Origin of the sequence: Kitasatospora sp. NBC_01539 (genome assembly GCF_045040525.1) — a bacterium.
Lineage (GTDB): Bacteria > Actinomycetota > Actinomycetes > Streptomycetales > Streptomycetaceae > Kitasatospora.
The window spans coordinates 6,824,279-6,847,526 of the sequence record NZ_CP109390.1; the positions used below are offsets into that span (position 1 = coordinate 6,824,279).

Annotated in this window: 23 protein-coding genes; 12 read left to right on the forward strand and 11 right to left on the reverse strand. The window is 75.5% G+C overall.

Features of this window, described 5'->3' with window-relative positions; all coding sequences use genetic code 11:
* Positions 1-274: 274 nt before the first annotated feature.
* Both OG335_RS29580 and OG335_RS29585 read right to left on the reverse strand, forming a co-directional pair.
* Positions 275-2,557 (reverse strand): glycosyl hydrolase family 18 protein, encoded by a 2,283-nt coding sequence (locus OG335_RS29580; RefSeq protein ID WP_405014181.1) that lies wholly within the window; start codon positions 2,555-2,557, stop codon positions 275-277.
* A gap of 118 nt (positions 2,558-2,675) precedes the next feature.
* The gene (locus tag OG335_RS29585) at positions 2,676-3,656 is read right to left on the reverse strand and encodes an ArsR family transcriptional regulator (protein WP_405014182.1); all 981 of its coding nucleotides are present in this window, start codon (positions 3,654-3,656) and stop codon (positions 2,676-2,678) included.
* A 70-nt stretch (positions 3,657-3,726) separates the two neighbouring features.
* Between OG335_RS29585 and OG335_RS29590 the strand changes: the two genes are divergently transcribed.
* Positions 3,727-5,016: an MFS transporter gene (locus tag OG335_RS29590; protein WP_405014183.1), complete on the forward strand. Its 1,290-nt coding sequence runs from the start codon at positions 3,727-3,729 to the stop codon at positions 5,014-5,016.
* Between the two features lie 93 nt (positions 5,017-5,109).
* On the forward strand, positions 5,110-5,637 hold the full coding sequence (locus tag OG335_RS29595) for a hypothetical protein (protein ID WP_405014184.1): 528 nt from the start codon (positions 5,110-5,112) through the stop codon (positions 5,635-5,637).
* A 108-nt stretch (positions 5,638-5,745) separates the two neighbouring features.
* Here the strand turns inward: OG335_RS29595 and OG335_RS29600 are convergent, their stop codons facing one another.
* On the reverse strand, positions 5,746-6,573 hold the full coding sequence (locus OG335_RS29600; RefSeq protein WP_405014185.1) for an ATP-grasp domain-containing protein: 828 nt from the start codon (positions 6,571-6,573) through the stop codon (positions 5,746-5,748).
* Between the two features lie 246 nt (positions 6,574-6,819).
* Between OG335_RS29600 and OG335_RS29605 the strand changes: the two genes are divergently transcribed.
* The gene (locus OG335_RS29605) at positions 6,820-7,575 is read left to right on the forward strand and encodes an enoyl-CoA hydratase family protein (RefSeq protein ID WP_405014186.1); all 756 of its coding nucleotides are present in this window, start codon (positions 6,820-6,822) and stop codon (positions 7,573-7,575) included.
* Between the two features lie 144 nt (positions 7,576-7,719).
* Here OG335_RS29605 and OG335_RS29610 read toward each other — a convergent pair whose 3' ends face one another.
* Positions 7,720-8,475 carry a maleylpyruvate isomerase family mycothiol-dependent enzyme gene (locus tag OG335_RS29610; protein ID WP_405014187.1) on the reverse strand — a complete coding sequence of 252 codons (756 nt, stop codon included), beginning with the start codon at positions 8,473-8,475 and terminating at the stop codon, positions 7,720-7,722.
* An 81-nt stretch (positions 8,476-8,556) separates the two neighbouring features.
* On the opposite strand from OG335_RS29610, the gene OG335_RS29615 reads away from it, so the two are divergent.
* Positions 8,557-9,336 (forward strand): acyltransferase, encoded by a 780-nt coding sequence (locus tag OG335_RS29615; RefSeq protein ID WP_405014188.1) that lies wholly within the window; start codon positions 8,557-8,559, stop codon positions 9,334-9,336.
* A gap of 149 nt (positions 9,337-9,485) precedes the next feature.
* Here the strand turns inward: OG335_RS29615 and OG335_RS29620 are convergent, their stop codons facing one another.
* From OG335_RS29620 to OG335_RS29630, 3 genes are all read right to left on the reverse strand, one after another.
* Positions 9,486-10,793 (reverse strand): pectate lyase, encoded by a 1,308-nt coding sequence (locus OG335_RS29620; RefSeq protein ID WP_405014189.1) that lies wholly within the window; start codon positions 10,791-10,793, stop codon positions 9,486-9,488.
* A 295-nt stretch (positions 10,794-11,088) separates the two neighbouring features.
* Positions 11,089-12,189, reverse strand: coding sequence for a calcium:proton antiporter (locus OG335_RS29625; protein WP_405014190.1), 1,101 nt, complete (start codon positions 12,187-12,189; stop codon positions 11,089-11,091).
* A 127-nt stretch (positions 12,190-12,316) separates the two neighbouring features.
* Positions 12,317-12,904 (reverse strand): TetR/AcrR family transcriptional regulator, encoded by a 588-nt coding sequence (locus OG335_RS29630; RefSeq protein ID WP_405014191.1) that lies wholly within the window; start codon positions 12,902-12,904, stop codon positions 12,317-12,319.
* Positions 12,905-13,004: 100 nt separating this feature from the next.
* Here OG335_RS29630 and OG335_RS29635 point away from each other — a divergent pair, with 100 nt between their 5' ends.
* Positions 13,005-13,499 carry an FBP domain-containing protein gene (locus OG335_RS29635; protein ID WP_405014192.1) on the forward strand — a complete coding sequence of 165 codons (495 nt, stop codon included), beginning with the start codon at positions 13,005-13,007 and terminating at the stop codon, positions 13,497-13,499.
* A gap of 141 nt (positions 13,500-13,640) precedes the next feature.
* Here the strand turns inward: OG335_RS29635 and OG335_RS29640 are convergent, their stop codons facing one another.
* The gene (locus tag OG335_RS29640; RefSeq protein ID WP_405014193.1) at positions 13,641-14,909 is read right to left on the reverse strand and encodes an MFS transporter; all 1,269 of its coding nucleotides are present in this window, start codon (positions 14,907-14,909) and stop codon (positions 13,641-13,643) included.
* A gap of 17 nt (positions 14,910-14,926) precedes the next feature.
* Between OG335_RS29640 and OG335_RS29645 the strand changes: the two genes are divergently transcribed.
* Together OG335_RS29645 and OG335_RS29650 are read left to right on the forward strand one after the other, a co-directional pair.
* On the forward strand, positions 14,927-16,285 hold the full coding sequence (locus tag OG335_RS29645; RefSeq protein ID WP_405014194.1) for an ROK family protein: 1,359 nt from the start codon (positions 14,927-14,929) through the stop codon (positions 16,283-16,285).
* Positions 16,286-16,392: 107 nt separating this feature from the next.
* Positions 16,393-16,827, forward strand: a complete 435-nt coding sequence (locus OG335_RS29650) for a VOC family protein (protein ID WP_405014195.1) — start codon at positions 16,393-16,395, stop codon at positions 16,825-16,827.
* Positions 16,828-16,873: 46 nt separating this feature from the next.
* Here the strand turns inward: OG335_RS29650 and OG335_RS29655 are convergent, their stop codons facing one another.
* Positions 16,874-17,776 carry a LysR substrate-binding domain-containing protein gene (locus tag OG335_RS29655; protein WP_405014196.1) on the reverse strand — a complete coding sequence of 301 codons (903 nt, stop codon included), beginning with the start codon at positions 17,774-17,776 and terminating at the stop codon, positions 16,874-16,876.
* Between the two features lie 106 nt (positions 17,777-17,882).
* Between OG335_RS29655 and OG335_RS29660 the strand changes: the two genes are divergently transcribed.
* Both OG335_RS29660 and OG335_RS29665 read left to right on the forward strand, forming a co-directional pair.
* The gene (locus OG335_RS29660) at positions 17,883-18,377 is read left to right on the forward strand and encodes a nuclear transport factor 2 family protein (protein WP_405014197.1); all 495 of its coding nucleotides are present in this window, start codon (positions 17,883-17,885) and stop codon (positions 18,375-18,377) included.
* Between the two features lie 263 nt (positions 18,378-18,640).
* Complete coding sequence (locus tag OG335_RS29665) at positions 18,641-19,081, forward strand: GNAT family N-acetyltransferase (RefSeq protein ID WP_405014198.1); 441 nt, start codon at positions 18,641-18,643, stop codon at positions 19,079-19,081.
* Between the two features lie 24 nt (positions 19,082-19,105).
* On the opposite strand, the gene OG335_RS29670 is transcribed toward OG335_RS29665, so the two are convergent.
* On the reverse strand, positions 19,106-20,014 hold the full coding sequence (locus tag OG335_RS29670; RefSeq protein WP_405014199.1) for a LysR family transcriptional regulator: 909 nt from the start codon (positions 20,012-20,014) through the stop codon (positions 19,106-19,108).
* A 72-nt stretch (positions 20,015-20,086) separates the two neighbouring features.
* Between OG335_RS29670 and OG335_RS29675 the strand changes: the two genes are divergently transcribed.
* The gene (locus OG335_RS29675) at positions 20,087-20,485 is read left to right on the forward strand and encodes a RidA family protein (RefSeq protein ID WP_405014200.1); all 399 of its coding nucleotides are present in this window, start codon (positions 20,087-20,089) and stop codon (positions 20,483-20,485) included.
* A gap of 40 nt (positions 20,486-20,525) precedes the next feature.
* On the opposite strand, the gene OG335_RS29680 is transcribed toward OG335_RS29675, so the two are convergent.
* Positions 20,526-20,741, reverse strand: coding sequence for a hypothetical protein (locus OG335_RS29680; RefSeq protein ID WP_405014201.1), 216 nt, complete (start codon positions 20,739-20,741; stop codon positions 20,526-20,528).
* A 257-nt stretch (positions 20,742-20,998) separates the two neighbouring features.
* Here OG335_RS29680 and OG335_RS29685 point away from each other — a divergent pair, with 257 nt between their 5' ends.
* Positions 20,999-21,880, forward strand: a complete 882-nt coding sequence (locus OG335_RS29685) for a PhzF family phenazine biosynthesis protein (RefSeq protein WP_405014202.1) — start codon at positions 20,999-21,001, stop codon at positions 21,878-21,880.
* A 172-nt stretch (positions 21,881-22,052) separates the two neighbouring features.
* Positions 22,053-23,240, forward strand: a complete 1,188-nt coding sequence (locus tag OG335_RS29690) for a sensor histidine kinase (protein WP_405014203.1) — start codon at positions 22,053-22,055, stop codon at positions 23,238-23,240.
* Positions 23,241-23,248 lie beyond the last annotated feature (8 nt).

Sequence of the window (23,248 nt, forward strand, 5' to 3'; positions counted from 1 at the left end):
CCCGGAGCGCGGATGCGCGCCGGGGCCCGTGCGGTTTCTCCGAGCCGGGATCGCTCCTGGCCCGAACATCTCTGTGCCGGAGCAGCTCGGCACCGGGATCGCTTGTGCCCGGGATCGCTCCGGACGGGAACATCTCCGGACGGGAACATCTCTGGACCGGAACATCTCGGGCCCGGGTCATGTCGGGGCCGAGGTCTCCGGGGTGCCTCCGGGACCGAGCGTCTCCGTGCCGGAGCAGTTCGATCCCGGTCCAGCCCGGTTCCGCCCGGTTCGGCTACTTCAGGCCGGAGTCGAGCGCGCCGATGAGGGTGCCGGACGGGGTGTCCCCGGACATCTCCCAGATCATCGCGCCGAGCAGGCCCCGGGACTTCAGGTACGCCGTCTTCTGGCCGATCGACCACGGGTCGTCGAAGGTCCACCACTGCCCGCCCGCGCCGGTGTAGGCGTAGGTGGAGATCGACTGGGTGTCGTGGTGGACGGTCAGGTTCGGGACGCTCGCGAGGAGGTTGGCGTAGCCGCGGGTGCCGGCCTCCTCGGCGAACTGGCCGGGTGCCGCGCCGCCCGCCGCCTGCCACTCGCCCGACACGCCGCCGTCGGTGACGGCCTGCCAGCCGCGGCCGTAGAACGGGAAGCCGATGGTGAGCTTGCGCGGGTTGACGCCCGCGTCGAGGTAGGCCCGCACTGCGGCGTCCACCGAGAAGTGGAAGCCGTACGGGTCCTGAGTGTCGGCGTAGAGGTTGGCCTGGTGGCCCGCGCGGTTGGGCTCCCACGAGTTGTCGCTGCCCGCGCCGTGGAAGTCGTAGCCCTGCACGTTGGCGATGTCGAGGGACTGGAAGATCTTCGACAGGTCCCAGCCCTGGGCGATCTTGGTCGGGTCGGCCGGGGTGAAGGCGGTGAGCAGCCGGTGCGGGCCGCCGAGCGCGTCGAGCTGCGTACGGAACTCGGCGAGCAGGGCGGTCAGGTTGGCCTTGTCGTTCGCTGACCAGTGGTTTCCGGCGTGGCCGTCGGGGGAGCCGGGCCACTCCCAGTCGAGGTCGATGCCGTCGAAGATGCCGGCTGCGGTGCCGGGGCCGCCGGCGCCGTTGGAGAGCGGCAGGTTGCCCTTGATCCAGATGTCGATGCAGGAGGAGACGAGCTTCTTGCGGGAGGCGTCGGTGGCGGCCGCGTCGGAGAAGTACTTGGAGTACGTCCAGCCGCCGAGCGAGACGACGATCTTGAGGTTCGGGTACTTCGCCTTGAGCTTCTTCAGCTGGTTGAGGTTGCCGCGCAGCGGGGCCCAGCCGTCGTCGGCGACGCCGTCGACGGACTGGGCGGCGCTGAACGGCCGGGAGTAGTCGGCGTCCGCGTCGCCCGCGCCGGTGCCCTGGTCCGGGTCCTGCGGGTCGGCGGTGGTGCCCTTGGTGACGCCGGCCAGGCAGGTCAGGTTGACCGGGTCGATGTTCTCGAAGGCGTAGTTGACGACGTCGAGCTTGGCGGCGCTGCCGGAGGTGTCGAGGTTCTTGACGAAGTACTGCCGGCCGTAGATGCCCCACTGGGTGAAGTAGCCGACCCGGGCGTACTTCCCGGGGCCGACGATGTCGGCGGTGCCGGCGGTGAGCGGCGCCGAGGCGGGTGAGGCGTTGTCGGCGGCGTCGCGGGCGCGGACGGTGAAGGTGTAGGTGGTGCTGGGGGAGAGGCCGGCGACGGTCGCCGTGGTGCCGGTGACCGTCTGCGCGAGGGTGCCGCCCCGGTAGACGTCGTAGGCGGCGACCCGCTGGTTGTCGGTGGCGGCCGTCCAGGCGAGTGCGATGCTGCTCGACGTGACCGCGGTGGTGCGCAGGCCGCCCGGTGCGGTCGGCGGCACGGTGTCGGTCGCCGGGTCGACGGTGCGGGCGGTGACCGCGGGGCCGACGGGGCCGGTGTTGCCCCGGCCGTCCTTGGCGCGCACGGTGAGGGTGTAGGCCGTCGCGGGGGTCAGTCCGGTGAGGGTGGTCGAGGTGGTGGTGGAGCTGCCGAGCACGGTGCTGCCGGAGAGCACGTCGTACGAGGCGACCGGGAAGTCGCCGGCGGTGGCCGCGGGCCAGCTCAGGGCGAGGGTGTGCGCGGTGCTGTCGGTGACCTGCGGTGCGCCGGGTGCGCCGGGCGGCACGTCCGGGGTGCCGTCGCACTTGTCGCCGTTGATCCGGCAGCCCGTCGGGGCGGCGATCGGCCCGGTGGCGACGAACCAGAAGCTGTACGGCTCGGTGGTGGCGTGCGGCTGCACGGTGCCGTTGTAGTAGGCGTTGACGGCGGTGACGTGCCGGCCGGTGACGGTGGCCTGGCCGTTGTAGCTGCTGCCGATGGTCACACCGGCGGGCAGGTCGAACTCCAGGGTCCAGCCGGTGACGGCGGTGGCGTTGTCGTTGCGGACGACGAGGGTGCCCTTCCACCAGGAGCCGTTGTCGGCGCTGGTGAAGGCGGCGGTGAGGCGGCCCGCGGCGTGCGCCGGGGCTGCGGCGAGGAGCGCGATCGGCAGTGCGAGGGCGGCGAGCAGGGCGAGGATCCTGGCCCTGGCCGGTCGGTGCGACCGGACGTGCATGGTGGGTCTCCCTGTCTGGTGTGGGGGTGCCGTACAGGGGTGCCGGGAAGCCTGCCGGAACTGTAGGTGGACTGGACCACTGCGGTCAACAGGTCCATACCAGAAGGGAACTGACGATCTATCGGAGAAGTTGTTCGCCCAGCGGGCTGAGCCCGTACAGCACGACCCGGCCGTGCCGGGCGCGGGTGACCAGCCGGGTCTCCGCGAGCACCGCCAGGTGCTGGCTGACCGCGCCCGGCGTGACCCCGAGCCGCCGCGCCAGCTCGGTGGTGCTGGTGGGCTCGTCGAGCATCGCCAGCAGTCGGGCCTTGGGTGCCCCGATCAGCCGCTCCAGCGCGCGGGGGCCCGGTACCGGCGGGGCGGCCGCCGTCGCCCCGCCGCGCACCGGGTAGGTGATCACCGGGGGGTGCTCGTCGCTGATGCAGGTGATCGCGCCGCGGGCGAAGAACGTCGGGGTGAAGACCAGGCCGCGGCCGTCCACGGCGATGTCGGTGTCGCCGTCGCCCCAGTCCCGGCGGATCGTCAGCACGCCGTCGCCCCAGAGCAGCCGGCCGTCGAGGTCGGCGAAGAGCGCCGCCGCGCCGCGTTCGGCGAGGATCCGCGAGCGGTGCACGATGTCGGCGTGCAGCACCGACCGGGCCCGCGGCCACCACTCCGGTTCGAGGCAGTGCACCCAGTACTCCTCCAGCGCGTCGGCGATGTCCGCCAGCAGCCGGGCCGGGTCGTCGAGCCCGGCGTCGAGCAGCGGCGGCAGCCGACGGTCGTGCGGCAGGAACGTCTGCTCCAGCTCGCCGCGCAGCCGGTCCGGCGGGAAGGCCCGGACGGTCTCCAGCTCGGCGCGCACGTCGGGGAACGGCGTCGTCGGCCGGGGCGTCAGGAAGTCCGGCTGGTAGCGGTTGGCCGTCGCCACGAGGCTGCGCAGCAGCTCGACGCCGTCGAGCCGTTCGAAGGCCGGCCGGAGCCGTTCGAAGGCGGCGGTCTGGTGCACGTACACACCCGGGTGCACCCACATCCGCAGACTCAGCGTCACCTCCTGCAGCGGCGAGCACGCGAACGACGCGGACGCCAGGTCCTCCAGGCCGAGCCGGAACCGGTGCACGTGACCCCCCATTCGTCAGCCCCAGCCTAAATGAATTCCGCGCCCGCCCCGGGTGCGGTCTGATCGGCGCATGACCACCACCTCCACGGGGGCGTCCACCACGCCCCGGGCCTCGTCACGCCTGCTGCACCCCGACCGCACGGTGCGCCGCCTCGCCGCCGTGACGCTCGTCAACACCCTCGGCAACGGCCTGCTGATGACCCTCGGCGCGCTCTACTTCACCCGCGTGCTCGGCTTCGGCCTCGGCCAGGTGGGCATCGCCCTGACGGCCGCCGGGCTGTGCGGGGTGCTCGTCGGCGTCCCGGCCGGGCGCGCCGCCGACCGCTGGGGCACCAAGCCCGCGCTGCTCGCCCTCGTCGCGGCGGAGGCCGTCGGCACCGCCTGCTACCCGCTGGTGCACGGCTACACGGCGTTCGTCCTGCTCGCCTGCGCCGTCACCGCCGCCGACCGCGGTTCGGCGACCGTGCGCAACGCGCTGTACGCGGAGGTGCTGCCCGCCGACGGCCGGGTCGCCGGCCGCGCGTACCTGCGGGTCGTCACCAACGTCGGCATCGGCGCGGGCACCGCCCTGGCCGCGCTCGCCCTGCAGGCCGACACCCGGCCCGCGTACACCGCGGCGATCCTCGCCGACGCGGTCAGCTTCGCCGTCGTCGGCGTGATGTACGCGGCGCTGCCGACGCCCGTACGCGCCGCGCGTGCCGCGACCGGCCCGGACGGCGGACTCCGCCGCTCGGCCCTGCGCGACCGCCCCTACCTCGCCGTCACCGCGCTCAGCGGCCTGCTCGGCCTGCAGTTCGCGATGATCGAGATCGGCGTGCCGCTGTGGATCGTCCGGCACACGGAGGCGCCGCGCTTCCTCGTCGCCGCCTCCTTCGTCGTCAACACCGCGCTCGTCGTGGTCTTCCAGGTGCGGGCCACCCGCGGCACCGAGGCACCGGCCGCCGCGGCACGGATCTTCCGGCGCGGCGGCCTGCTCGTCGCCGCCTCCTGCGTGGCCCTGGCACTCGCCCACGGCCTGCCCGCCTGGCTCGCCGTCGTGGTGCTGCTCGGTGCCGCCGCACTGCAGGCGCTCGGCGAGGTGCTCGGCCAGGCCGCGAGCTGGGCGCTCGGCTACGACCTCGCCGAGGACGGCGCGCACGGCGAGTACCAGGGCGTCTTCAACACCGGCCTCTCCGCGGCGATGATGCTCGGTCCGGTGCTCGTCACGACGGCGGTGATCGGCAACGGCCTGGTCGGCTGGATCGGCCTCGCACTGCTCTTCGCGGCGGCGAGCGTCGCGATGGTGCCCACCGTGGCCTGGGCGCTGCGCCGGTCCGCGGCCCGGACGGCGGCGCGGCCGTCACCGCAGTCGGCGGGGTAGCCGCCCGGCCCGCCACGGCGGTGGCCGGCAACGGACCGCCACCCCGCCGGGCCCGGTCGACAGCGGGAACGGCCCGCCCGTACGCTCCGCCGCGTGACGCACTCCCGTGACGCCGTCGCCTCGGGCGCGGACTTCGCCGCTCTGCTGGCACGCCTCGCCGCGGCACTCGGGCCGGACGCCCCGGCCGTCGACGACTTCCTGCTGCGCTGGGCGGCCCTCCTCCCCGGCCTGCCGGCCGCAGCACCGGGCTGGCCGGGACTGGCGGCGCAGGTGCGGGCCGCCCTGGCGGCTCCGCCGACCGGGGGCGCCGTGCCCGCGGCGGACGGGCCGACGGACGAGCCGGACGTGTGCGGCCCCGACGACCTCGCCGCCCTGCTGGAGGTCCTGGCCGCCGACTTCGCCCGGCACCGCACGGCAGCGGCGGACGTGGTGCGGCCGACCGCCGGCAGCTGGGCGCACCACACCCTGCCGGACGTGCTGGAGAGCTGGGCGGCCTGGCTGACGTTCGCCCTCGGCCGCCCGCGGCCGCTCGGCCTGCCGCCGGTCGAGCCGGTCACCTGGGCCGCCGTCGCGATGCAGGTGCTGGCGGCCCGCGGCGGCTCCCGGCGGCCGACCGTGTAGCCACCGTGCAGCAGCCGTGCCGCCGCTGCGCCGCCGTGCCGCTGCCGAGCCGTCACCGACCGTGTGCCGCGCGGCCGGAGGTGCACCGCAGACCGGTGCCGGCCCGTCTCACCGGACGACGGTGCACACCGGCCGGACGAACGGCGCGTCCACGGCGGTCAGCAGCTCGGCCGGACCGGCGGCGCGCAGCACCACGTCGAGCACGGCGTCCGGGTCGCAGGCGTAACCTCCGCTCGCCCAGGCCGGATTGGCCTCGACGACGGCCCACCCGTCGGCCGTCCGGCCGATGTCGACGACCACCGCGCCCGGCAGGCCGACCCCACTGCCGACCCCGACCCCGCTCCCGGTGCTGCCGTCGGCCCCGCCGTGCGCGCAGGCCGCCAGGACGTCGGCGGCGAACGCCCGCGCATCAGGGCCGACGGACGGCGACACCGCGAGCGCGCCGTCGACGGCGTACCTGCTCGCCGCGCGCACGGCACCGTCCAGGACGAACAGCCGGAACTCCTCGGTGAACGCCACGATGTCGCTGACCAGCACCGGGGTGTCGTCGTCCAGTGCGTCCGGGCCGGGCAGGCCGCTGCCGTCCGGGTAGATCCGGGCCGGGAAGAGCTTGTCCACCGGTGGCTTGACGAAGGCCGGCCGCCGCAGCCGCCGGGCCTCGGCGAGCGTCGTGCACTCCACCCGGCGGCCGAGCAGATCGGACGGCAGCGTGGTCAGCCAGTCCGCCGGGGGCTCCAGCGGTGCCACGCCGAGGGCCGCCGACGCGACGTCCGCGAAGAGCGGGCCGCCGTACAGGTGCGCCGGGCGCAGGCCGGCCAGCTCGGCCGGCACCTCCCAGCGGGTCGCGGTGTGCGCGCGCAGGCCGCGGCGCCGGGCCGAGGTCAGCAACCGGAGACCGGTCTCGTTGATCCGCGGGGCGAGCAGGAGGAGGGACATGCCGAGCGATGCTGCCGCAGCCGGCCCGTCCCGGCCAGCGGATTTCCCGACCCGCGTCCGACCTGCCGGAGCACCGTGCCCGACCGGGCGGGGGCACTGCGTCCGACCTGCCGGAGCACCGTGCCCGACCGGCCGGGGGCAATCCGCCCGACCGGGCGGGGGCACACTGGCCGACCGGACGTTCGGCGTGCCAGAGTCCTGTGCGAGCCGTCCGACCCACCCTCAGCCGGAAAGCAGGCCCAGGCGATGACACCCCTCGTCCGCATCACCACCGCCGACGCGGTCACCACCCTCGAACTCGACTCCCCGCACAACCGCAACGCCCTCTCCACCCGCCTGATGGCCGAGCTCGCCACCGCGCTCACCGAGGCCGCCGCCGACCCGGCCGTGCGGGCCGTGGTGCTCGGCCACACCGGCCGGGTGTTCTGCGCCGGAGCCGACCTCTCCGAGGCGACCGGCAGCGACCCGACGGTCGGCCCGCGCGGCCTCGTCGACATCCAGCGGGCCATCGTCGACTGCCCCAAGCCGGTCATCGCCGCGATCGACGGCCACGCGCGCGCGGGCGGTTTGGGCCTGCTCGGCTCGGCCGACCTCGCCCTGGCCGGGCCGGCCGCGACGTTCGCCTTCACCGAGGTCAGGCTCGGCCTGGCGCCCGCCGTCATCTCGCTGCCGCTGCGCCCCAAGCTCGACCCGCGGTCCGCCTCCCGCTACTACCTGACGGGTGAGACGTTCGGCCCGGCCGAGGCCGCCAGGATCGGACTGATCACGGAGGCCGTCGAGGACGTCGCCGGCGCGCTGAAGTCCCTGCTGGACGCGGTGCGGCTCGGCTCCCCGCAGGGCCTCGCCGAGTCGAAGCGGCTCGCGAACGCGGCGGTGGTGGAGTCGTTCGAACGGGACTCCGACGAGCGGGTCGCCCAGTCGGCGCGGCTGTTCGGCTCCGACGAGGCCCAGCAGGGCATGCGGGCCTTCCTGGAGCGACGGCCGGCCCCCTGGGCGCAGTGACGTCCGCGCCGCGGCGGCGAGGTGATGCGGGCCCGTGCCGCCGTGCCGCTGCGGCGACACGCCGGCATGAGGCGCTGCCCTGAAAGCGGTGCCGTACCGGGGGCGGGGCGGGGGCGAGGCCGGGCCCGGTGGGCGGACGGGCGGTCAGCTCCAGCGGATCTGCGCGGACGACCGCCACAGCTCCAGCAGCGAACGGTCGCCGGTGACACCGATCCCGTCGACCGGGCGGCGGTTCCAGAGCAGCAGGTAGAGCTCCTGGGCCGGGCCCGTCACCGTGCAGTCGGCGGGCCCCGGCCCGGGCTGCACCCGCAGCGGGTCGGGCCCGATCGTGGCGAGCCAGCTCTCCGGCCGGTCGGTCGGGAGGACGAGCAGGGTGCGGGTGTCCTCGCTGCGCAGTTTCGTCCGCGGCCTCACGAGGAAGCCGTTCAGCAGCTCGTCCAGTCCGTCGGCGGCGAAGGCCGGGTCGACGGGGGACGGCCCGGCGCCGGCCGCGGACTCGGCGTCCACCCGGTGCACCGCCGTCTCGTGGGCCTGCCGCCGCGCCCAGAACGCCAGGGGCGACGGTGCCGGCAGGAAGCTCCAGCACGCCAGGTCGGCGGGGGCGCCGTCCAGGGCGGCGAGCAGCGACAAGTGCCCCTCGCGGAACCACGCGACCAGGTCGGTGTCGGAGGGCTCCTCGCCCCACACGGCGGCGGTGCCCTCCGCGTCGATCGGTGCGGTCAGCGCGTCGCGGACGAGGGCGGTGGCCCAGCGGTGCACCCGGCCGGTGTGCAGCACGAGGTCGCGCAGCCGCCACTCGGGGCAGGTCGGTACGGGCGCGTCCGGGGCCGTCCGGTCGGCCGTCGCGGCGAGCAGGCCGCCCTCTCGGCGCAGCACGTCCACGAGCTCGGGAATCTCCATGCGGGGAGTCTGCCAGGGGCCCGGTGTGATGTTGATCGCCCAACCGCCGTCCGGCGGGCGTGCGGCCGATACGGTGGGCGCATGCCGAGCCTCCGCACGCTCCTGACCGCCGCCCGCGCAGGGGGCCGCCGTGCCGCCGGCCGGGCCGTGCACCGTGCCTGGAAGCTGGTGCAGGAGACCGGTGCGGTCACCAACCGGAGCCCCGGCCCGTACCGGTTCGGCGAGCTCGGCGACGGCACCAAGCTGGCGTTCCCGCTGGGCGCCGTCTTCAACGAGCAGTGGATCACCATCGGCCCCTTCTCGATCATCGGCGAGCGCGTCACCATCTCGGCGGGCTTCCTGCCCGGCCTCGACCTCGGCCCCGAGCCGATCGTGCGGATCGGCGGCGGCTGCGTGATCGGCCGCGGCAGCCACATCGTCGGGCACCAGTCGATCGTGCTCGGCGACGACGTGTGGACCGGCCCGAACGTCTACATCACCGACCAGGCCCACGAGTACCGCGACACCGACCTGCCGATCGGCAAGCAGTGGCCGCGCAACGAGCCCGTCGAGATCGGCGCGGGCTCCTGGATCGGCACCGGCGCGGTGATCCTGCCCGGCTCCCGGATCGGCCGCAACGTCGTCGTCGCGGCGGGCTCGGTCGTCCGCGGGGAGATCCCCGACCACGCGGTGGTGGCGGGCGCCCCGGCCAAGGTCGTACGCAGCTGGACCCCGGACGGCGGCTGGCAGCCGCCGCTGCGCCACGACGCGCCGCAGCCCGTGCCCGAGGGGGTCACCGCGGAGCAGCTCCGCGCCCTGGTCGGCTGGGACCTGCGGATACCGGGCCAGGTGGACGGCACGGAGCTCACCGGCCAGGGCTGACGGCCCCCGGACGCGGCGCGGCGGCCGCGCACCCCCGGTGGCCCCGGGGGTGCGCGGCCGCCGCGTGCCGCGGTGCTGCGTGTGCCGTACGTGCCGTACGTGTTGCAGGTGTTGCAGGTGCCGTGCGTGCGGCCGGTACTGCGGGCCGGTCAGTTCACGTACGTCACGTCGGAGGCGGCGTAGATGCAGTTCGTGCCGTCCGCGCCGCTGCCGGTCTCCTTGGGCTCGCCCGACGTCACGCCGGTGTACTTGCGGCAGATGTCGAGGTCGCGTCCGCTGTCGTTGTAGACCGTGATCTTGGAGAAGCGGGCGGTGTCGCCGTAGTTGGTGTTGATGCCGACCAGGGCCTCGCCCGGCGTGGTGGCCCAGATGTTCTGCAGCTGGACGTGCCGGGCGTACTGGGTGGAGCAGTTGCCGCAGGAGCGGACGAGCTTGCCGAAGTCCTGCACCTGGAAGTTCTTGACGATCAGGGTGCCGGCGCCGTTGTGCTGGAAGACCTTGTCCTCGGCGAGCTTCGCGCCGCCGCCGTCGACGGTGCGGACGAGCGAGGCGGAGCTGCCGCGGAAGGTGGCGGCGTCCTCGCCCACGTCCTCCCACCAGACGTTCTTGAGCGTGCAGGCGCCGGCGCAGTGCACGCCGTCCGCGGCGGGTGAGCCGAGGATGACGTTCTGCAGGGTGGCGCCGTCCGCGAGTTCGAACATCGCGGGCAGGTCCTCGTCCTGGCTGCCGGTGCCGAGGTCGCCGCTGCCGTAGTACCGCTTGAGGCCGCCGTCGAACACCCCGGAGACCGGGATGCTGGCGGTGACCGGCTGGGTGCCGGTGGCGGTGGGCCAGGCCGGGCGCGTGCTCGGCGGGGTGGTGGACGTCGGGGACGCCGTGGGGGAGGCGGTCGGCGACGCGGTCGGGGTGCTGCCCGCGGCGGTGAACGTCCACTGCTTGCTGGTCACCGAGTCGCAGGAGTTCTGCTGCACGAGGGCGCCGGCGGCGGTGGAGCTGTCCTTCACGTTCAGGCACTTGGCGCCGTTGGCGTTGACGACCTGGTAGGTGGTGCCGCTCACGAGGGTGAGCGTCCACTGCTGGGTCGCGGCGCCGCTGCAGGTCTGCTGCTCGACGGCCTTGCCCGCGCTGGTGGAGGCGTCCTTGACGCCGGCGCACTTGCCGCTGTGCGCGGCGGCCAGGGTGTACCCGCCGCCGGAGGCGGTGAGACGCCAGGTCTGCGCGGCCGACCCGCTGCAGGCGTTCTGCGCGAGCTGGGTGCCGACGGCGGTCGACGAGCCGGGGACGTCCAGGCAGAGCCCGCTGGCGGCGTTCCTCAGGTTGTACGAGCCTGCGGCGGGGGCGGCTGCTGCCGGGCCCCCGGAAAGCAGGGCGGTGAGTCCTGCGGCGAGCAGGGCGACGGTGGCGGTCAGCGCACCGGCCGTACGCCGGCCGCGCCTTCTGACGTGCGTGTTCCTCATGGGCACAAGGTCTTCCTTTCACCGCCTGCGGGGGTGGCCGCAGGCGCCAATGGGGGGTTGGCATGGTGGGAAGGGCATCCCTCGGGCGTCGATACGACGTTCCGTATTCTGAACAGCGTTCTGCTGTGAGAACGGCCGTGACGATACGTCAACCCCGATGGCCGGTCAAGGAGATGGGACGGAACCGGTGCGGGCCTGCCCCCGAACCGGCCGCTGGCGGGCGCCGGGCGCCGGTCGCCGGTCGCCGATCGCCGATCGCGGGTCGCCGGGCGCCGTGCAGCTGCGGTGGCGACGGTCAGGGGCTGACCGCGAGCACCAGGTACGCCGCGAGGACGGACAGGTGGACGGCCCCCTGCAGCGGGGTCGCCCGGCGCGGGATCACCGTCAGCGTGCCGATCGCGACCGTCAGCGCCAGCAGCACCATGTGCGTCGGGCCCAGGCCCAGGACGAGCGGGCCGCTGAGCCAGAGGGAGGCCACCGCCACCGCGGGCACGGTCAGCCCGATGCTCGCCAGCGCGGAGCCGAGCGCCAGGTTGAGGCTCGTCTGCACCCGGTTGCCGGCGGCCGCCCGCAGCGCCGCGATCGTCTCCGGCAGCAGGACGAGCAGCGCGATCACCACACCCACCACCGAGGCCGGGAGGCCCGCGTCGGCGACGGCCGACTCGATGGTCGGCGAGACGACCTTCGCCAGGCCCACCACCGCGACCAGGGCGACCGCCAGCAGGCCGAGGCTCGTCAGGGCGGTCCGCGAGCTGGGCAGTTCGCCGTGGTCGTCCTCGTCCAGCAGCTCGCCCTCGGCGGTGACCTGCAGGAAGTAGTCGCGGTGGCGGAGCGTCTGGGTGGCGACGAAGAGCCCGTACAGCCCGAGCGAGGCCACGGCGGCGAAGGTCAGCTGCGCGGTGTTGAACTGCGGGCCGGGCGCGCTGGTGGTGAACGTCGGCAGCACCAGGCTGAGCGTGGCGAGGGTCGCGATGGTGGCGAAGGCGGCGCCGGTGCCCTCGGCGTTGAAGACGGCGATGCGGTGGCGCAGGGCCGTCAGCAGGATCGACAGCCCGAGGATGCCGTTGCACGTGATCATGACGGCCGCGAAGACGGTGTCGCGGGCGAGCGTCGCGTTCTTCACCGGCGCACCGGCCATGAGGGTCACGATCAGCGCGACCTCGATGATCGTCACCGCCACGGCCAGCACCAGTGACCCGAACGGTTCGCCCACCCGGTGCGCGATCACCTCCGCGTGGTGCACCGCCGCGAGCACCGCGCCCGCCAGGAACACCGCCACCACGGCCACCGCCGCGCCCGGCAGCGACCGCCCCCACGTCAGCGCCAGGGCCACCAGCGCCAGCAGCGGCACGGTGACGGTCCATCGGGTGGCGCCTGCACGGATGCGGTCGATCATCCGTCGAGCTTCGCATCCCGGCCCGCGTCGGGCGGGGCGCGCCGCCGCCCGGGGTGTCGGAGTCGCCTCGACGGCCCAGTAGCCGGGCGCCCTCCGCCCTCCGCCTTCCGCCGTCCGTCGCCCGCGGTCAGCCGTTCTCGGCGGACGGCGCCGCCGCCCACCGGCCGAGCACCTGGTGCAGGGCGTCGACGGCCCGGTCGAAGGAGACGGAGACCGGCCGCGGATGGTCGAACCCGGACCGCGCCTCCAGGTCGGCGAAGCCGTGGAAGGTGCTGCGCAGCAGCCGCACGGCGTCGGTGGCGTCCGGCTCGGCGAGCCCGTAGGCGAGGAGCAGCGCGTACGTGGAACGCAGGATGTGCTGCGCGCCCGGGGACGAGGCGACGGCGGCCGGGACCGGCCGCAGCTGGGTGGCGGCGTACCGGCCGGGGTGGTCGCGGGCGAACCGCCGGTACGCGTGGGCGAACGCGCCGAGCGCGTCGCGGCCGGCCCGGCCGGCCACGGCGTCGGTGATGCGTGCCGCGAAGTCGTCGATGGCGAGCAGCGCGACCCGGATCCGGAGGTCCTCCAGGCTTCTGACGTGCGAGTACAGGCTGGCGTCCTTGACGCCGAACCCGCGGGCGAGGGCGGAGACGGTGATCCGGTCGAAGCCGACCTCGTCCGAGAGGTCCGCCGCGGCGCGGACGACGCGGTCGGTCGTCAGGCCTGCTCGTGCCATCGGGTCACTCTCTCCTCGCCCTGCGCCGTAGGGTTCCAACCTACAACCTAGGACCATTAAGAAGTTGCCTGAGAGGTGTAGGTACGTTAGCGTCGCCGGCATGAAGGCGCTGACCGAACAGACCATCCGCAGCTCGTTCCTGAACTGCTCCAAGGGCGAGGCCGGCCGGCTCGCCGTGCCGCGCGACCTCGCGGACCGGCCCTGGGACGACCTCGACTTCCTCGGCTGGCGCGACCCCGCGGCACCCGACCGCGGCTACCTCGTCGCGGAGCGCGACGGGGCGCCGGTCGGCGTCGTGCTCCGGGCGAACACCGGCCGGCGCGGCCTGCTGCGCAGCAACATGTGCTCGCTCTGCCTCACCGTGCACCCCGGCGACGGCGTGAACCTGATGGCGGCCCGCCGCTCGGGCGCGGCAGGCCGCCAGGGCAACACGGTGGGCCTGTACCTCTGCGCCGACCTCGCCTGCCCGCTCTACGTGCGCGGCCTGCGGACGGCCGGGCCGGGCGGCCGCATGAGCGAGTCGCTCACCGTGGCGGAGCAGGCCGAACGCACCCGGGCCAACCTCTTCGCGTTCCTCGACCGGATCGCCGGGTGACGACGCCGCCCCCACTCCCGGCCCGGAGGCGGGGGAGCGGGGGCGGGGGCGGACGGAACGGCCGGTGCCGGTGGTCGGGGACCACCGGCACCGGCCGTTCCCGTGCGGTGCCGTTCGCCGCGCAGGAGTCGTGCGGGCCGGTCAGGCCGTCCGGGACGGGCGGCGGCCGACCACCAGGGCCAGCACGCCGGCCGTTCCGGCGGCCGCGGCCACACTGGTCAGCGCCAGCGGCAGGCCGACGGCGTCCGCGAGGAAGCCGATCACCGGCGGGCCGATCAGCATGCCCGCGTAGCCGAGGGCGGAGGCGGTGGCGACGCCCTGCGGGCCGCCGGTCTCGCCGGCCCGGCCGATGGCCAGCGGGAAGATGTTCGCCAGACCGATGCCGACCAGGACGAACCCGCCGAGTGCCGCGGGGACGGACGGCACCAGTGCCGCGATCAGCATGCCGGTGGCGGCGGTGAGGCCGCCGAGCAGCATCAGCCGGGTCGCCCCGAGCCGGATGGAGAGCCAGGTGCCGCTGACGCGTCCGGCGGTCATCGCGAAGGCGAAGGCGGCGTACCCGGCGGCGGCCATGCCGGCGCTCGCGTGGACGTCGTCCGTCAGGTGCAGGGTCGCCCAGTCGGCGAGCGCGCCCTCGCCGTAGGCGGTGAAGAGGGCGGTCAGGCCGAGCAGCACCACCAGCAGGCGGGTGTGCCGCGGAGTGCCGGACGCCTTGGCGGCCGGCCTGGCCGCGGGGGCGGTCCGCACGGCCGGGCGGGCGGCGGGACGGCTGCGCAGCAGGACGACGCCGGCCGCGGCCGTGACCACCAGGCCCACGGCCCCGCCGAGGGCGAGGGCCCAGGCCGCGCTGAGCGTGCCGGCGAGCAGGCCGCCGACCGCCGCGCCGAGCAGGCCGCCGAGGCTGTAGCCGGCGTGGAAGCTCGGCATGACCGGGCGGCGCAGCTCGGAGACCAGCTCGACCGCGGCGCTGTTCATGCTGACGTTGGCCGCGCCGTACCCGGCGCCGAAGATCAGGAGGACGCCGCCGAGCGCGGCCACCGAGTGGGTGTGCGCCGGGAGCGGCACCGCCAGGGCGACCAGGGCGACCGAGCCGACGGTGACCGGGCCGCTGCCGTACCGCACGACGAGCCGGCCGGCCAGGGCCATGGTGGCGACGGCTCCGGCGGAGATGCAGAGCAGGGCCATCCCGAGCGCGCTGTGCGAGGCGTGCACCTGCAGGCGGATGTCGGGGATGCGGACCACCCACGCGGCGAACAGGAAGCCGTCGACCGCGAAGAACGCGGTCAGGGCGAGCCGGGCGGCGGACCAGGTGCGGGGCGTGCTGCCGGGGGCCGTGCGGGTGATGCGGGGGGCGGAGGCGGGGCTGTCGGCGGCGGAGGACCGGGCGTCTGTTTTGTTCAGTAGCGGCACAAAGTAAGAATAGGGGAGTGCCCACCTCATCCACAAGTGCCCAGCCCCCGACGGGTCCGCAGCGCCCGGCGGATCCGCGCACCCCGCCGGACCCGCAGCCCCCGGCCGGATCCCGCACCCCGGGCGGGCCCCGCCCCACCGGCGCCGAGCACCGCCGCGCGGCGCCCGACCGCGGCCGCACCCTGCTCGGACCGGCCCTCGCGCTCGTCCACACCGGCCGCGCCCCCACCCGCTCCGCCCTCACCACCGCACTCGACGTCACCCGCGCCACCGCTGGGGCCGTCACCGGCGAACTGGAGGCGCTCGGCCTGATCACCGTCGACTCCCGCCCCGCCGGCGGCGGCCGCGGCCGGCCCTCGCACCGGCTCGCCATCGACCCGGCCGGCCCCGTCGTCGTCGCCGCCCAGATCCACGCCGACAGCCTCAGCGTCACCCTCGCCGGCCTCGGCGGCAGCCTCGACAAACCCCGCTACCTGCCGCTGCCCGCCGCCACCGACCCCGTCCGGATGCTGCGCGCCGTGGCCGAGGCGGGCGCCGAACTCGCCCGCAGCACCCACCGCCGCTGCCTCGGCATCGCCCTCGCCCTCCCCAACCCGGTCACCGAGCCGGACGGCACCGCCCTGGCCGCCCTGCACTTCTCCTGGCCCAGCGGCACCCCCGTCGCCGACCTCTTCGACGAGGAGGTGCGGCGCGCCGACTTCGGCCCCCGCGCCCGCACCCCGCTGCCCAGCGCCGTCGCCAACGACGCCAACCTCGCCGCCCTCGCCGAGCACCGCCACGGCGCCGGACGCGACGCCCGCCACCTGCTCCTCGTCACCTCCGGCCACCGCGGCGTCGGCGGCGCGCTCGTCATCGACGGCCGCCTGCACACCGGCAGCGCCGGGCTCGCCCTGGAGGTCGGGCACGTCACCGTCGACCCGCTCGGCCGCCCCTGCGGCTGCGGCAACCGCGGCTGCCTCAACGCGGAGACCGACCCCGAAGCCCTCTTCGTCGCCGCCGGGCTCACCCCCGACCCGCGCACCCCGCTCTTCGAGCAGGCCCGCGCCCTCGCCCGCTCCGCCGCCGCCGACCCGCCCGACCCCGTCGCCGAGGCGGCCGTCGCCCACGTCGTCGACCGCCTGGGCCTCGGCCTGGCCGGCCTGGTCAACATCCTCAACCCCGACCGCATCGTCCTCAGCGGCCTCCACCTCGACCTGCTCGCCGTCGCCCCCGAGCGCCTCGCGGCGGTCGTCGCCGACCGCTGCCTCTGGGGCCGCAGCGGACGCGTGCCGATCGTGCCCGCCCAGGTCGACCACGCAGGCCTCGCCGGCGCGGCCGAACTCGCCTGGGAGCCCTACCTCCAGGACCCGCAGGCGGTGCCCACCGGCCGCGCCTGAGCCCGGCCCTCCGGGACCCGGCCCTGGGACCCGCCGCGCCGGGCGCCCGTCCGCCGCTACCGTGGAGACGTCCCGCCCGGGCGCGGCGGACGGAGAGGTGACCGACCGTGGCGTACGAACTCGACCACGTGGTGCTCTGGGTGGCCGACCCGGTGCGGTCCGCCGCCTTCTACCGCGACACCGTCGGCCTCGAACCCGTCCGCCTCGCCGCGTACGAGGCCGGGGAGGCGCCGTTCGTCAGCCTGCGCATCGGCCCGGGCACGCTCGTCGACCTCGTGCCGCTGCACCTCGCCGACGGCCTGAACGCCGCCCCCGGAGCGGAGGGCAGCGCGGGCAACAAGCACAACCACGTCTGCCTGGCCACCACCGCCGCCGGGTTCGAGGCCCTGCACGCCCGCCTCACCGCCGGCGGCCACCACGTCACCCCCTACACCGCCGACTCCTTCGGCGCCCGCGGGACAGCTCCCCGCGCCTTCTACTTCGCCGACCCGGACGGCAACGTGCTCGAAGCCCGCCACTACGCGGAGACCGACGGCCCCTGAGACGGTGCTCGGTGCCCCGCCCACGCGAGCCGTGGCGTGTCCGCACTCAGGGGCGCAGCCAGCCGCGCTCGCGGGCCGTCCCGGCGGCCGACCGCAGCAGGGCGGCCACCGCGCGGCGGCCCGGCCGGGCGCGGGTGAGGAGGTGGATCCCGATCGTCGGCGTGCCGGCGAGCGGGATCCACACCAGGCCCGCAGGAAGGCCCGGCAGGGCGGACCCGCCGACCACCGACACCGCCTCGCCCCGCGCCACCGGCAGGTGGGCCGCGTCGAACGCGAGCCGCCGCACCAGCAGGTCGGGGGTGGCGCCGGCGTCCCGGAACAGTGCCGTGATCGCGTCGTGGTGCCCCGGATTGGCCTCCCGCGGGTGGAGCAGCACGGTCTCGCCTGCGAGGTCCGCGATGCCGACGGTCCCGGTGCGGGCCAGCCGGTGCCCGGCGTGCACCAGCACGCCCTGCGGCTCCCGCCGGACGAGGGTGCGCACCAGGTCGGGCGTGGGCGGCGCGCACCGTACGATCCCGGCGTCGAGGGAGCCGTCGGCCACCCCGGCGACGATCCCTGCGGCCGGCAGCAACCGGGTGGCGACGGCCACGGCGGGGTGCCGCTCGGCGAAGTCGGCGAGCAGCAGCGGCGCCGTCTCGTAACTGGCGCTCGTGCCGTACCCGACGTCGAGCTCCCCCACCTCGCCGCGGGCCGTCGCCCGGACGTCCTCCCGGAGCCGGTCGGCATCGGCGCACAGCACCCGGCCGCGTTCCGCCAGGACCGCCCCGGCCGGGGTGGCCCGCACGCCCTGCGAGGTCCGTTCGAGCAGCTGCACGCCCAACTCGTCCTCCAGGCGGCGCAGCTGGCGGCTCAACGCGGGCTGCGCGAGGTGGAGCCTGGCGGCGGCCCGGGTGACGCTGCCTTCCTCGACGACGACCAGGAAGTGCCGGAGCAGGTGGAGTTCGGGCATACCGCGCAGCCTAGGACCCCCTGTCGCCTGGCGTGATGCAGGACCGGCATGACGGCTGCCGCAACCGGTCTTTCCGCCCGGACGCCCGGCGCGAATAGCGTTCGGGATGCCGGAGGAACCGGCAGCCGAACTGCACGAGGGGACCGCGGAGATGGACACCCACACCCGTACCGACCGCACCGCCGGGGCCGACCGCGGCACCCGTACGGAGGAGAGCCGCGCCGTCGTCCTCGCCTACCTGGAGGCCCTGACCGAGGGGGACTTCGCGCGGCTCCGGGCGTTCTTCCGGGAGGACTCCACCTGGACCCTCGCCGGCGACCTGCCGCTCTCCCGCACCTGGACCGGCCCGGACGAGATCCTCGGCGAGTTCGTGCCCGCGATGGTCGCCCGGCTGCTCCCCGAGACCATGGAGTTCGAGGTGGACGGCCTGCTCGCCGACGGCGACCGGGTGCTCGCCGAGTGGAACACCCGGGCCACCACCCGCACGGGGCACCGCTACGACCAGCACTGCCTCGCCGTGATCACCGTCCGCGACGGCCGCCTCGCGGACGTCCGCGAGTACCTCGACACCCTGCACGCGCGGACCACGGTGTTCGCCTGAGCACCGACGGCCCGCGCCTCGCACCGCCTCGCACCGCACCGCACCGCACCGCACCGCACCGCACCGCACCGCACCGCACCGCGGCGCGGCGCGGCGCGGGCCCGGGCGTGTGGGACGCCGGTCGGGCCCCGCGATGCCGTGACCTGCTCTGCTGTGAAGCCGAGTCGATCAACGCGGAGGGCGGGTCGCCGACTGGTCGCCGGGGCACACCGGTCGGGATATCGGCTGGCCGTCCGGTGCGGCGGGCTGCTTGGATCCCCCTCATGGACGACACACCCGTACCCCTGCCGGACGGTTTCGAGATCTCCGCCGACCCCGCCCGCCTCGACGCGGAACGCATCCACGGCTGGCTGTCGGGCGACGCGTACTGGGCCCGCGGACGCTCGCGCGAGAAGCAGGACGCCGCCATCGCGAGCTCCCTCAACCTCGGCGTGTACGAGACCGGCACCGGCGCCCAGGTCGGCTACGCCCGCATCGTCACCGACCGGGCGACCTTCGCCTGGCTCTGCGACGTCTACATCGCCCCCGGCGCCCGGGGCCTCGGCCTCGGCACCGCCCTCGCGGCCGCCGTCCGCGAGCATCTCGCGCCGTACGGGCTGCGCCGGGTGCTGCTCGCCACCGCGGACGCCCACGGGGTCTACGCGAAGGCCGGTTTCGCACCGCTGGCGGCGTCCGACAAGTGGATGGTGCTCGGCGAGCAGTAGCCCGCCGGTCCGCCGTTCACCGGTTCACCGGGCCCGGTGCCGCCCTGCCTCCGCGGCCACCGCCAGGAAGTGGGCAGGCAGCGGGCGGTCGTCACCGGCCCGCCACGCCACCGCGACGGAGGTGCGGGCGGCCGCCGGCGAGGTGCGGCGGTAGGCGACGCCGGGCAGCCGCAGCCGGCGGACGCTCTCGGGCGCGAGCGACACCCCGAAGCCGGCGGCGACCAGCGCGGCGACGGTCTGCCACTCCACGGCACGCTGCACGACCCGCGGCTCGAAGCCCGCCTCCCGGCACACCCCGACGATGCGGTCGTGCACGGTCGGCCCGTCGGCCCTCGGCAGCAGCACGAACGGTTCCGCGGCCAGGGCGGCGACCGGCACCACCCGGCGCGCGGCCAGCGGATGCCCGGTGGGCAGCACGGCGACGAACCCCTCGGTGAGGAGCGGCCGGACGGCGAGTCCCGGCTCGTCCGGCGGTTCGCGGAGCAGCCCGACGTCCAGCGCTCCCTCCAGCAGCGCCGCGACCTGCGGGGCCGTGGTCATCTCGCGGATCTCCAGCTCCACCCCGGGGTGGAGGTCCCGGAAGGCCCGGAGCAGCTCCGGCAGCACGGTCGGGGCGAGCGAGGCGGCGAAGCCGATCCGCAGCAGGCCCGCCTCGCCCGAGGCGACCCGCCGGGCCGCCCGCAGACCGACCGCCACGTCGTCCAGGGCCCGCCGGGCGGCGGGCAGCAGTTCCTCCCCGGCCGGGGTGAGCGACACCCGGCCCGGCCCGCGCAGGAACAGCGGATGGCCGACCCTCGCCTCCAGCCGGCGGATCTGCTGGCTCAGCGGCGGCTGGGCGGTGCCGAGGCGTTCCGCGGCCCGGCCGAAGTGCAGCTCCTCGGCGAGCACGGTGAAGGCGTGCAACTGGTGCAGGGCGAGTTCGGGTCCGTCCATACGTCCAGCGATATCACAGGGGCACCCGGGAGGTATTGGACGTATCACCGTAGGCTGCCTAGCGTCTCGGGCATGAGAGAGCGGCGCGCGATCCTGAGCGGATCCACCTTCGAGGAACAGATCGGCTACGCCCGGGCGGTGGTCGACGGCGACCGGGTGCACGTCTCCGGCACCACGGGCTTCGACTACGCGGCGATGACCATCTCCGACGACGTCGTCGAACAGGCCGAGCAGTGCCTGCGCACCATCACCGCGGTGCTCGCCGAGGCGGGCTGCACGCTCGCCGACGTCGTGCGGGTGCGCTACCTGCTGCCCGAGCGCGACGACTTCGAGCCCTGCTGGCCCGTGCTGCGCCGGGCGTTCGGCGCGGTGCGGCCGGCCGCCACCATGATGGTCTGCGGTCTCGCCGACCCCCGGATGAGGATCGAGATCGAGGTGGACGCGCGGCGGCCCGTCACCGGGGAGAGGTGACGGGCCGTCGGGAGAGCCGGGTGCCGGAGGAGGCCGCGGCTCACACCGAGTAGCCGAGGCGGCCCACGGTGCGGCGGCCCAGCAGGCGCAGCAGCGGGGCCCGGCGATGGGTGGGCGGTTCGTCGGCTCCCCGGGCGAGACTGGCGAGCCGGTCGGCCTCGTGGCCGCGCACCGCGGCGGGCGCGCCGACGCCGCGGTCCCGGTCGCCGCCGGACAGCTCGACGAGGGCTGCAACGAGTACGGAGTAGTCGCTCATTTGGAGTTCCTTTCGGCTGATTACCTCTGACCTCAAGGATGACGTGCCGTCATGACATCAGGTTTGCAGGCGGGTCTCACTTTCATGGCCGATCGGCGACCGGAGGTTACGTAACGGTGTCGGCACCGCCCCCGGTGTTACGGCGGCCGGGCGAGGCCCCGCCCGTGGTGCCGGGCGCCGGTGCCGGCGGGCCGCCCGGGCAGCCCGCCGGCCGCGCCTGCGGGAATCCGGAGCCGTCGCGGCACGTTCGGCCGGGTATGACCGTACTGCCGGGCACGCCGCTGCCGCCTTCCGCCGAGATCCTCCGCTACGCCGCCTTCACCACCGACCCGGCCGGAGGCAACCCGGCCGGGGTCGTGCCGGACGCCGCCGAGGTCGACGACGGGACGGCCCTCGCCGTCGCCGCCGCGCTCGGCTACTCCGAGACGGCCTTCCTCGCCCGCACCGGCGAGCGGACCTACGCGGTGCGGTACTTCAGCCCGCTGGCGGAGGTGCCGTTCTGCGGGCACGCCACCATCGCCTCGGCGGTGGCGCTCGCCGAGCGGGTCGGGCCGGGAGAGCTGCTCTTCGAGACCAAGGCCGGTCCGGTGCCCGTCACGGTGGTGGCCGACGCGCAGGGTGTCCTGACGGCGACCCTCACCAGCGTCGAGCCGTCCGTGGAGGCCGTCACGGACGTCGACCTCGCCGAGGCGCTCGCCGCCCTCGACTGGAGCTGCGACGACCTGGACGAGACCCTGCCGCCGCAGATCTCCTACGCGGGCGCCCGCCACCTGGTGCTCGCCACGGCCACCCGCCGCCGACTGGCCGATCTGGCCTACGACTTCGACCGGCTGGCCCGCCTCATGACGCGGCTCGACCTGACCACGCTGCAACTGGTGCACCGCGTGTCGGACCGGGTCTTCCACGTCCGCGACCCGTTCCCGGTGGGCGGTGTCGTCGAGGACCCGGCGACCGGCGCCGCCGCCGCCGCGTTCGGCGCCTACCTGCGCGAGCTGGAGGGACTCGGCCGGGCGGTGCTCACGCTCCACCAGGGCGAGGACCTCGGCCGGCCGGGCGTCCTCACGGTGGAGCTCCGCGAGGGCGACGGGCGGGTGCGGGTCAGCGGCAACGCGGTCCGGATCCCCGACCCGCTGGGCTGACCCGACCGCTGTCCCGCTGGGCTGACCCGATCGCTGATCCGACCGCCGGTCCGCAGCCGGGTGGAAGCCCGCAGCCGGGCGGAGGCGCGGCGGGCGTACTCCGCCGGGAGCAGGCGCGCCAACGCCGTCCGGAGGACGCCGCGGCGGGGTGCCGGCGGTTAGCCTTCCCCGCATGACCGACGACGACGCCGCCGACGCCCTGCCCTGGCGCCCGCCGTGGGTGCGCGCGGCGAAGGCCGGGTGGCCGGTGGCGTCGTCCGTGCTCGTCGCCGTGCTCCAGGTGGCCGGGACCGCCGCGGCGGCCCGCCACCAGGCCGGACGGGTGCCGCTCGACGCGCTCGCGTACGTGCTGCTGCTGCTCGGCCCGGCGCTGCTGGTGTTCCGGCTCCGCCGCCCGGTCGCCGTGGTCGCCGGCACCACCGTGGTCACGGTCGCCTACCTGCTGGCCGGATACGCCTACGGGCCGGTGTTCGTGAGCCTCGTGGTGGCGGTCTGCTCCGCCGTGCAGCAGGGGCACCGGCGGGCCGCGTGGGTGGCGGCCGGCGCCTTCTACACGGCACACCTGCTGACCTCGTTCGTGCTGCCCGACGGGTGGGTGCGGGGCACGGCCGCCGGGCTGAACGGCTTCCAGGAGCTGGGCGTCGCCGCGTGGCTGCTCCTCGTGCTGGCGGTCGCCGAGATCCTGCGCTTTCGCCGCGAGCGGATGGAGGCCGTCCGGGCCGCGGCCGAGGAGGCCCGGCGCAGGCGTGCCGACGAGGAGCGCCTGCGGATGGCCCGCGAACTGCACGACATCCTGGCGCACAGCATCTCCCTGATCCACCTCCAGGCCGGGGTGGCCCTGGAACTGCTCGACGCGCGCCCCGAGCAGGCCCGGGAGGCGCTGACCACCATCAAGGCGGCCAGCAAGGAGGCGCTGGGCGAGGTCCGGCAGGTGCTCGGCACCCTGCGGGGCCCGGACGCCGCCGCCCCGCGCAGCCCCGCCCCCGGGCTGGCCCGGCTCGACGAGCTGGTGGCACAGGCCCGGCAGGCCGGGCTGGCCGTGGCCGTCCGGGTGGAGGGGCGGGCGCGTCCGCTGCCCGCCGGGCTCGACCTCACGGCGTTCCGGGTCGTCCAGGAGGCGTTCACCAACGTCCTCCGGCACTCGGTGGCACGGCGGGCCGACGTCCTGCTCCGCTGGACGTCCGACGGGCTGACCGTGCAGATCGACGACCCCGGGCCGGCCGGCCGCGGCGAACCCGGCGGATCCGGCAGCGGGCTGACCGGCATGCGGGAGCGGCTGGCGGCGGTCGGCGGCACGCTGGAGGCGGGACCGCGGGACGGCGGTTTCCGGGTGCGGGCCCGGCTGCCCGTGGAGCGGTGAGGAGCCGA